Here is a 7,609-nt window from a genome sequence, read left to right on the forward strand (position 1 = left end):
GGCGGCGCCGTCGTTGCCGCCCACAGCCTCGACGCGCTGCTGCCGATCGCGGACGAGGTCGCCATCATGGACGGCGGCGTTGTCCGCGAGGTCATGGAGGCATCCCGCTATGCCCGGTCGATCGCCCGGGAAGCCGGAGCTCCGCAGGCTTTGCAGGCGGCCGCCTGCTTCGGGCTGCTGGAAGCCGACGCCGTTCCCTGGCTCAGCCCGTCGGAGCTGGCCGGCCGGCTTGCTTCCGACAATCCTGCAGTTGCTCCGGGGAGAGCTTCCGAGCGGAAGAGAGAGAGCAGGCAAGGTACAGATCTGTCGGGCACTCGGGAAGATCAAGCGGGAGATCAAGCCGCGGGATGTAACGGCGATCGGGAAGAGGCCGGGAAAAAAGCTCAAACCGAGATTCGGAAAGCGGATCAAGAGAGGAAAGGCAAGGACTTAGGGAAAAGGATTGATCCGCGCGCTCTCATCGCCTCCTATCTGATGGTCGCCGCAGGCGTCCTTTCCCAGAAAAGCTGGCTTGGAATCGGGGTGTCCCTGGCAATTGCGCTGGCCATCCTAGTTCCGCTGCGTTCCTCGCTCCGAATCTACGCGGGAGCCGTGAAAGGGTACGGAGTGTTCGTGCTGACGCTGGCAGCCGTCGCGGGCATCGGCCTCGCGCCGCTTCAATTCCAATGGGAGCCTGCAGCGGACATGCTGCTGAGAATGCTGCGGCTCATGCTGGTCATGCTGCTCGGCTTGCCGCTGCTGGCCCTGCTGCCGCCGTTCCGGCTGCAGAAGGCCGCGGACCAGCTGCTGGCTCCGCTGGCCAAGGCCGGCTTGCCTGCAGCCCGGATCACCCTTCCGATCAGCCTGCTGTTCCGTTTCATTCCGATGCTGGCCGAGGAATGGCAGCGCTATGCGATGATCGGGGCCGCCAGAGGGAAGTTCGCAAGCCGTCCCGGCCGCGTGCCTCCTTCCATGCTGTACCGGGCAGCCGTGCCGTACATGCTGTCGGTCCTCAGGCTTGGGGACAGAGCTGCGGATGCGCTGGAGGCCAAAGGGTTCGGGGCGGGAGACGGCATCAAAAGATCCGCCTTCAAGCTGCGGCTGTCGATGCGGGACGCACTGGCATTGGCGGCTGGCGCCGTCCTGTGGGGGGGACTCCGTTTCATCGCCCGGATATAGGAAAAACGCCTCTGAAAGGGGTGTACACCCGACCGCAGATCGCGGATAATGGAGCATAATGGCAGAGGCTCTTCATCGCCTCCGTCCGGCATCCGAGAGAGAAGCGAAGGTGTGCATCGTGGAAGAAAAAGGGCGAAGTTCAAGAGCCCGCCTATTGAAGTTCGGCATGGTCATGAGTCCGCGCGTCTGGCTGAATGCCCGGATCGACCTTACCGCAGCCTGCCTGTTCAGCCTGTTCAATGTCGTCATGAACCAGTTTTACCTGCTGTTCGCCCTCAAGCAGGGAGCATCCGATCTTCAAGCCGGCTTGCTGGCCGCCGCTCCGGCGATCGGTCTAGTGTTCTCCCCGTTATGGGCTTCCCTCGTCGAGAGAAGCGGCCGGCCGATGCCTTTCGTCGTGCTGCCCAACCTGATCGGCAGGCTGCTGCTGTTTCTTCCTGCCTTGTTCCCGGAGCCTGGCGTATACGTCGCGGCGGCTGTGATCTTCCAGCTGCTCATGGGCATCCAGGCGCCGGCCTACGCCTCCCTCATCTCGCAGGTCTATCCTTCCGAGCTGAGAGGCCGGCTGATGGGGTACGTCCGAATGGCTGCAGGCGCGGTAACCATTCCGCTGGCCTATCTCGTCGGCATCTGGGCGGATGCGTCGGGGCCAGCCGGCCCGCTTATGGCCGCTTCCGTCATGGGCGTATCGTCCATCCTGCTCTTCAAGACGATGAAGCTGCGCAAGCAGCCTCCAAGAGCGGTGCCTACGGCGCGCTTCAGCTTCCGCTCCCAGTGGGATCTTGTGCGCTCGAACCGTCCGCTGGCCGTCTTCCTGCTCGCGACGACGTTTGCCGGCTTCGGCAACATGCTGGCCAATCCGCTGTATCAGATCGTGCAGGTTCAGGTGCTGAATCTGACGAGCACCGAAGCGGGCTATGCGCGGGTCGCGTATTTTGCAGCGCTGCTGCTCACCTATTTGATCGCCGGCCGGGTGCTGGACCGGTTCGATATCCGCCACACGCTGTTATGCGGCATATGCGCATACGCGGTCGTTCCGATGCTTTACGGCTTATGGGGCACGTACGAGGCGGTCATCGTCGGCAACGCCGTGCAGGGAATCGGGGAAGCGATCTGGGATATCGGCATTCTCGCTTTCGTGTTCCGGCTGGCTCCCGGACGCGAAGGAACCGTATTCGGCCTCCATCTCATGCTGTTCGGCATCCGGGGGTCGATCGGACCGCTGCTCGGCACCGCCTTCTCGGGCCAGCTCACGCTCATGCTGCTGATCGCTTCCGCATGCGGATGGATCGGCACGCTGCTCTTCTTTGCCGGCAGCCGCGACAAGGCCGGTCCGGGTTTGCCGCTCTCCGCCAGCCTCCGCGGCTGAATGGCGGATGGCCTCAAGGCCGATCGGCCGCTTCATTCCGTTGTTCCGCCGCGCGCTGACGCGGCTTTTTTTATCGGACAAAAAGCCGGATTCCGTCAGACGGCCATCTTGTTCCCGATCCATGCCTTCGATTCAGAGGCCGGGGAACGGGCCGTCCGTCCTGATCGAAGAAACTTTCGGGGCGGCCCTGTCGTCAATGAATCAGATTCTATCGCTTGCCGCCGGCCTGCGGGCATAACGGCAAGCCCGGAAGGAGAACCGATATGCCTGACGTTCCGTCCGTTCCCCAGGGCGATCTGCGGCCGCCCGGCAAGCGCCGGCGCGTGGCCGAGATGCTCCTGACGCTCCTGACGGCAGCTCTTGCCTCGCTGCTGCTCCAGCAGTTCGCTTTTGCGCAGACCGAAGTGCGCAACATCAGCATGCAGACGACTCTTACGGAAGGCGAAAGGCTGGTCGAGAACAAGCTGGCCTATGTGTTCGGGAACCCCCAGCGAGGGGATATCGTCATCATCTATGGACCGGAAAGCCCGCTCAGGCTCGTGAAAAGGGTAATCGGACTGCCCGGCGACCGTCTTGATTTCCGGGATGGAACCGTCTATCTCAACGAGGCCGCGCTGACGGAGCCTTACGCCAAGGGGGCGACCTTTCCGGAAGGCCTGAGGCTTCCGTTCACGGTACCGGAAGGGACGGTATTCGTCATGGGAGACAATCGCGAGCATAGCGAGGACAGCAGGGATCTGGGGCCGATCCGCATGAGCAGCCTGGAGGGCAAGATCGTATTCCGGCTGTGGCCGCTCGGCAAGGCAGGACCTTTGGACTGAAGCCTGAGCCGATGCTTGTCAAAAAGGAAAGAGGAGCAATGTTTCATCCGCTATCACCGAAGGGAGGCGCTCATGCCGTTCACTTTTTCCCATCCGCTCTACGCCGCGCCGCTGCGCCGGCTTGCGCCCGCCTTGAGCTTGAGCGGGCTCGTTCTCGGCAGCATGATTCCGGACATGGAATATTTTATCGCCATGAACTCCTACCGGAGCATCGGACATTCGCTGACCGGATTCATTGGGATGGGCATACCGTTGAGCCTGGCTTTCTTATCGGCTTGGGAGAACATCCTGAAGCCTGTCCTGCCGAAGCTTCTGCCGTCCCTGGGCGGCGTCGACCGATATGCCGAAACGCTGCTTGGACGCCGTGACAACACGCCGGCAAGCGCCGCGGGCTGGGCGCTCCTTCTTGTCTCCCTGTTCATCGGCTTCTGGTCGCATCTCTTCGTCGACGGGATGACGCATACGAACGGATGGCTGGTAGCGAGGCATCACTCGCTGTACCGGATCGAAGCGGGGCTTCCCTTGTATAAATGGCTGCAGTACGGGCTGTCCTTGCTCGGCTTGCTGCTGCCCGGCGTTTGGCTGCTCGGGAATTACATCCGCTGGTACATGAAGGAAGGGCGCCGCCGCAAGAGAAGCAAGCCGGCTCCGAAATGGGGGGCGGCAGCGGCCGCCGCCTTCGCCGGATTTCTGCTCCTGGCAGGCAAGATTCTCTTCGAGCCGAACGCCGACAATATTGTCCTGTGGCTCGTAGCCGGCTGTTCCGCGGCGCTCTTCGGCTGGTTCGTCGCGGGAGTGCTGTCTGCCGGAGCGCAAAGGAAGCGCCTGCCAGCCGCCATGATGGGGCTGCTGCTGCTGGCTGTCTTGATTGCCGCCTTCAAGGGCTATCGGATGGCCGCGGAGTTGAGTTACGGCATCCAGGGGCAAGGCACGGCCGCTTGGCTGCTGTACATATGGCTATTCTCCCTGGGGGTATGGCTGCTGTCCAGAATCGGAGGGAGCGGCATGGCCCGCGCCGATCACAGCGGCGGCATCCGCATGTTTCGATAGGCCATGAAATGAATTCGCCGGGAGCTGCTCCCGGCTTTTTGCGGTTCTATTCTTCGTTCATAATGGGATGTATCCAAGCCATAGTTTATAATTTTGTAAGAAATGGTACCCTAATGGTTTAGATCTATCCTTTAGAATGGACATTGAAGCTGCCGCAGACGGCGCTCGGAGGGAGGAGCACCATGTCGATCCGTTTCAAGCTGCTGCTGTCCTACATCGCCATGGCTGCCGTTCCTCTCGTGCTGGTGACTGCGGCCATGTCATTCATGGTGTATATGATGGGCTACCAGGATATGCGGGATTTCTTTGAAAAGAACCGGGACAAGGAGTACGGGCAGGCCGTCCAGTTCGGCGAGCTGTGGTATGTGCTCCAGCATGATTCCGGCAAGCTGCTGGACGATGCCTATCTCAAGCAGATCGACAGCCGGATGAACGAGGTCCGCAGCGGCTTCGTCCTGGAGAAGGACGGAGCCATCGCTTATTCCTCGTCGCTTGCCTTGGACAGCGGGCAGCCGGAGAAGCTGCTCAGCCAGAAAGGCAATATTCGCGATCCTTTAACGATCGGTTCTTTCAGCTATGAAGTGTTCCATGCCGGGTTCACTTATCCGGACGGAACTCCCGGCAAGGCGGCGATGTTCAGGCTCAGCGAAGCCATACCGGTCTATCTGAGGCCGCTGATCACGATGCTGCTGCTGCTGGCCGTCGGCCTGATGAGCGCCTTTATGGCGCTGATCGTATCCCGCTCCATCACCAGGCCGCTGTCGCGGCTCAAAAATGCGGCTTTGTCGCTCAAGGAAGGTAATCTGGAGCCTGTTCCGCTGCCGTCCGGCAATAACGAAATCGGCCAGGTCGGGACTGCTTTCGAGGAGATGCGAAGCCGCCTGAAGCTGACGATCGAGCAGATGCAGCAGTATGAGGAGAACCGCAAGATGCTGCTGTCCCACATCTCCCATGATCTCAAGACCCCGATTACGGCCGTCAGAGGGTATGTGGAGGGAATGCTCGACGGAGTCGCCGACACGCCGGAGAAGCAGGAGAGATATCTCCGGACCGTATTCCGCAAAGCGAAGGATATGGACAGGCTGATCGACGAGCTCTTCCTCTACTCCAAGCTGGATCTGCACAAGGAGGAATTTCTGTTCCGGCGAATCGACCTCAAGGCTTTTCTGCGGCATTACCTGGAGGAAAAAAGCTTCGAGCTCGAGAAATCGGGCATCCTGCTCTCGGCCCATATCGGCGGCGGGCCCAGTCCGATGCATGCGATGGCCGATCCGGAAAAGCTCGGCAGAGCGCTGGACAATATGCTGGACAACAGCGCCAAGTACATGTCGCTGGCAAGCTCGGATGAGCGAAAGGTCGTCTTGAGGCTCGAAGCGGCTGCTGAGGCTGCCGAAATCATTATCGAGGATACCGGACCCGGAATCGACGAGGAGGCGCTGCCCTTCGTGTTCGACCGCTTCTACCGCGCGGAGATGTCCCGCAATCCGGAAACGGGCGGCAGCGGCCTCGGGCTCGCTATCGTCAGGCAGATCGCAGAAGGACACGGAGGCTCCGTAGCGGCGCGCAACAGGGCGGAGGGAGGAGCGGCGTTCATGATGCGGCTGCCTCTGGAAACCGCCGGTCCCAAGGAGGCGAAACCATGAAACGCGTGTTGATCATCGAAGACGAAAGCTCCATTGCGGAATTGCAGCGCGATTATTTGGAGAGCCACGGATTCGAGGCGGATATCGAGCAGCGGGGAGACACCGGTCTCGCACGCGCGCTCCAGCATCCCTACGATCTCGTCATTTTGGACCTGATGCTTCCGTTTGCGGACGGGTTCGAAATATGCCGCCGGCTGCGCAAGGAAAAGGATGTCCCTATCCTCATGATTTCCGCCAAGAAAGAGGATATTGATAAAATCCGCGGCCTCGGGCTCGGAGCGGACGATTATATGACCAAGCCGTTCAGCCCCGGCGAAATGGTGGCAAGGGTGCAGGCCCATCTGTCCCGCTACGACCGGCTGACCGGCAAGGCGACGGCCGCCGAGGGAGAGAGGCTGCGCATCCGCGGGCTGCTCATCGACAAGTCCGCCCGCCAGGTGTTCGTCAATGGGGAAGAGGCGGCTCTGACGAACAAGGAATATGAGCTGCTCCTGCTGCTCGCTTCCCATCCGGGCCGGGTATTCGGCAAGGAGGAGCTGTTCGAGAGAGTGTGGGGCCTTGACTCTATCGGGGACATCGCCACCTTGACGGTGCATGTCCGCAGGCTGCGGGAGAAGATCGAGGAGGTCCCCTCCGAGCCCAAATTCATCGAGACGGTGTGGGGCATCGGCTACAGGCTGAGGGCGTAACGCGGCTGGCTGCCGCTGTACCGCATAGAGAGAAATCATACGATAGAGGAGTGAAGTCAGGTTGAAGAGCATAATCCGATTTTCGATCAACAACAAATTCGCGCTGTGGCTGATGACGCTGATCGTGGTGTTCGGCGGGGTCTACGCCGGGACCAACATGAAGATGGAGACGCTGCCCGACATTACGGTGCCGATCGTCAGCGTTACGACGGTCTATCCGGGCGCCTCGCCGGAGGAAGTGCTTGAATCCGTTACGAAACCGGTCGAGCAGGCGACCCGCAATCTCGATGGAGTGAAGGAGGTCAGCTCCACTTCCTACGAGAATGCTTCTTCCATCGTCATCGAGTACGGTTTCGGCAAAGACATGGAGAAGGCGCAGCAGGAAGTGCGCGAGGCTCTGGGCAGCCTGAAACTCAAGGACGGCGTCCAGGATCCTTCCGTATCGAGGCTGAGCCTCAATGCATTCCCTGTGACATCCCTCAGCATCTCGAGCAGCAAAGAAAATCTGGCCGCGCTGACCAAAACGGTCGAGGACGATATCGTTCCGGAGCTCAAAGGCTTGGAAGGCGTCGCCTCCGTCCAAATCTCCGGCCAGCATGTCGAAGACGCGGAGCTCAGCTATAAAACGGAGGAGCTGGCCAAGTACGGCCTGACGCCGGAATCGGTCCAGAATGCAATCAAAGCGGCTGCCGTGAACGTTCCGCTCGGCATCTTCACCTTCGGCAGCTCGGAGAAGTCGATCGTCGTCGACGGCCAGATCATGACGGCGGACGATCTCTTGAACATCGAAATTCCGTTGATTCCTTCGGCAGCCGGTGCAGGAGCCGGTGCAGGAGCCGGTGCAGGTGCAGGAGCTGGCGCCGCAGCCGGCGGCGCGGG

7 protein-coding genes are annotated in these 7,609 nt (G+C 60.9%); all 7 read left to right on the forward strand.

The window, feature by feature from the left end:
- Positions 1 to 1,158 (forward strand): energy-coupling factor transporter transmembrane component T (locus BN871_RS25040; RefSeq protein WP_048749779.1); only part of this gene is annotated, 1,158 nt, incomplete at its 5' end.
- Between the two features lie 58 nt (positions 1,159 to 1,216).
- Entirely contained in the window at positions 1,217 to 2,527 is a 1,311-nt protein-coding gene (locus BN871_RS25045) for an MFS transporter (RefSeq protein ID WP_083436652.1), read from the forward strand.
- A 263-nt stretch (positions 2,528 to 2,790) separates the two neighbouring features.
- Entirely contained in the window at positions 2,791 to 3,348 is a 558-nt protein-coding gene (gene lepB / locus BN871_RS25055) for a signal peptidase I (RefSeq protein WP_048749784.1), read from the forward strand.
- Between the two features lie 72 nt (positions 3,349 to 3,420).
- Positions 3,421 to 4,398 carry a DUF4184 family protein gene (locus BN871_RS25060; RefSeq protein ID WP_021880047.1) on the forward strand — a complete coding sequence of 326 codons (978 nt, stop codon included), beginning with the start codon at positions 3,421 to 3,423 and terminating at the stop codon, positions 4,396 to 4,398.
- Between the two features lie 182 nt (positions 4,399 to 4,580).
- Positions 4,581 to 6,041 (forward strand): HAMP domain-containing sensor histidine kinase, encoded by a 1,461-nt coding sequence (locus tag BN871_RS25065; RefSeq protein ID WP_048749787.1) that lies wholly within the window; start codon positions 4,581 to 4,583, stop codon positions 6,039 to 6,041.
- Positions 6,038 to 6,730 carry a response regulator transcription factor gene (locus BN871_RS25070; protein WP_021880049.1) on the forward strand — a complete coding sequence of 231 codons (693 nt, stop codon included), beginning with the start codon at positions 6,038 to 6,040 and terminating at the stop codon, positions 6,728 to 6,730. The genes BN871_RS25065 and BN871_RS25070 overlap by 4 nt, the downstream gene beginning before the upstream one ends.
- 61 nt (positions 6,731 to 6,791) lie before the next feature.
- The coding region (locus BN871_RS25075) for an efflux RND transporter permease subunit (RefSeq protein ID WP_048749790.1) at positions 6,792 to 7,609 on the forward strand (818 nt) is incomplete at its 3' end.

Source organism: Paenibacillus sp. P22, from assembly GCF_000469945.2.
Classification (GTDB): Bacteria; Bacillota; Bacilli; order Paenibacillales; family Paenibacillaceae; genus Paenibacillus_O; species Paenibacillus_O humicus.